The following is a 2,381-nucleotide window of genomic DNA, read 5'->3' on the forward strand; positions in this document are numbered from 1 at the left end:
CTTCTTTGGAAGCATCTTCAATGGTTTTTACAGTTAATCCATCTTCTTGTGCTTTTTTCCAGGATTTTCCACCTTCTCTTAAACCTACTATAACATTTAGGCCACTGTCATGCATATTGAGGGATTGACCTCTACCTTGACTACCGTATCCTATTACTGCAATAGTTTTGTTTTCTAATACATTTGTATTTACATCGTCGTCATATAAAACTTTCATGTTATCGAGTACTCCTTAAAATTTTATGAATTCTATATAGATTTTCTTTTACAGTTAATGATTTTGTTTAAACTTATATAAAGGTTTTCTTTATTTTATTATAAAATTCATTTCCATCATAGATTTAGTAAATAAGTTATAGTTAATATGAAATATTCATAGAAACATATACTTAATATAAAGTGATTTAATTACATGTATTAAATTACAATTCATAAACATTAACTTAAATACAATAAAGTAAGAGAGGTTATTAGCTATGAATTTTCAAGATATTTGTAAGAATATTTTTAGATTTTTTAAAAAAAATAACCACACAGAAGAAAATCCAACTAAAAAACAAAATAACACCAACAATATAGATACTTCGTCTATTTCAACAGACATAATTTCTTCAAATAGAAAAACATCTAATGACTTAACATCTTCTGATATAGATTTCAACTCATATTTTAAAGATCTTAAAAAGACGTTACTTGGTAGAGATACTATTTTTCTAGTTAATGATACAAATAATGAAATAAGACAACATTATGATAAAAGCTATGTTGGACATATTGATTATAATAAATTCATTAAAAGTCAAAGGCAAAAAAAACATTATTTTAACAAACAAGGTATGAATTATGCCTTTTTTGCAATACCAGATAAAAGTATACTTCAAAAGAATAGATTACCCTTTAAAACAAACACTCCCTATAGGCATGTGGATAAACTAGGGGAGGTAGTATATGATCTTAAGGATGTAGTTGATGAAACAGATTGTGATATAACTGATTCACATATTAAAAGAACAGCAGGTCCTAAAATAAATGCATACATATTATCAAAATTTCATGATAAAAGCTATGAATACTATTTAGAGAAAATATATGAAAAAATTAAGATATATCATGTAGAAAAATATAAGGGAGACTTAATGAGTCAAAAAAATTGGTCATATGGCGAAGGTGAATTAAAGGATAAGTATTACTACGTACCTACAGATGCAGTGAATTTAGTTAATGAATATGAAACTCTTATAGATGAAGCACCCGAGGAATTTAAGTTATATAAAAAACGTCCTTCATTATATTTTAGAAATAATCAAAGTATTTCCAATAAAAAATTATTACTACTTAGTGATTCATATGCTGAGAGATTGTTTCATTCATTTATAGCATATTATAGAGAAGTTTTTGCCTACTGGGATCACTGGGATTTTAATGAAGATGTTGTAAAATGGTACAATCCAGATGATGTTGTTGAATTAAGAGGTGAACGATTCTTAGATAATCCCCTATATTTTAGTGATATGTATCATGAAGAAATTTAAAAACATGTTACATATTACTTTTTTAAAAACTTTTTTTCAAATGTAATTATTTATATATAGAATTATAAGATAATATTATTAAAATGAAGCTACGTGATAAAAATGGACTTATTAGAATTAAATAGTACATATGATAATGGAAGAGCTCATCCTACAATACATCAAGTTAGAATAATAGGTAATCAAACGAATTTTCCAATAAGTTGGCTAAATATTCAAGGATACTGTGAATATTCAATATATCTAGAGAACTTTCAACATATTAAACTCAAAGCAAACACTGCAATGCTTAAAGGAACACGTATACATAATCAACTCGAAGAAGAATTCCAAAAAGATGCAATCTCCACAACAATAGATGAAATAATAGAAACTTCCCAAACAGAAGAAGTATTATCAAGAGAATTCTTTGTAATGAGTAAAGAATATGGAATAAGGGGATTTATTGATGAAATATGGTTAGGTCCAGATAGTATAGTTATAATAGATGATAAACCAGGAGATAAAGCATATTTTTCCATGAAAAACCAGGTGTATGCATATGCATTAGCATTTAAAAATTCAATATGTAATGATAAAAAGATAGAATGTGCTCTAAGAACAAGAGGGACAGATAATATCTTTTGGAGAGAAGAATTTACAAAAGAATCAGAAGAAAATATTAAAAATATAATACAACATGTACAAAATCTAATAGCAGGAGAAGATGATTTTATACCTACAAAAAATCCAAATAAATGTCGTGTATGTAGATTTAATAAGGTATGTCCAAATAATAAATCATGAAAAAAATAGAAAAAGAGACTTATAAGGTTTTATGTCCTCTTGTCAGTGCTGTAACACCTGTTT

At 26.5% G+C, this 2,381-nt stretch carries 2 protein-coding genes and 1 pseudogene; 2 read left to right on the top strand and 1 reads right to left on the bottom strand.

The window, feature by feature from the left end; genetic code table 11:
- Window positions 1-217, bottom strand: a pseudogene (locus tag A9758_RS00435) (ketol-acid reductoisomerase); the annotation flags it as partial.
- Window positions 218-476: 259 nt separating this feature from the next.
- On the opposite strand from A9758_RS00435, the gene A9758_RS00440 reads away from it, so the two are divergent.
- Both A9758_RS00440 and A9758_RS00445 read left to right on the top strand, forming a co-directional pair.
- Window positions 477-1,532 carry a hypothetical protein gene (locus A9758_RS00440; RefSeq protein ID WP_011405641.1) on the top strand — a complete coding sequence of 352 codons (1,056 nt, stop codon included), beginning with the start codon at window positions 477-479 and terminating at the stop codon, window positions 1,530-1,532.
- A gap of 102 nt (window positions 1,533-1,634) precedes the next feature.
- Window positions 1,635-2,318 carry a Dna2/Cas4 domain-containing protein gene (locus tag A9758_RS00445; protein ID WP_011405642.1) on the top strand — a complete coding sequence of 228 codons (684 nt, stop codon included), beginning with the start codon at window positions 1,635-1,637 and terminating at the stop codon, window positions 2,316-2,318.
- The last annotated feature ends 63 nt before the right edge of the window (window positions 2,319-2,381 follow it).

The sequence above is a fragment of the Methanosphaera sp. A6 genome (assembly GCF_001729395.1).
GTDB classification, from domain to species: Archaea; Methanobacteriota; Methanobacteria; order Methanobacteriales; family Methanobacteriaceae; genus Methanosphaera; species Methanosphaera stadtmanae.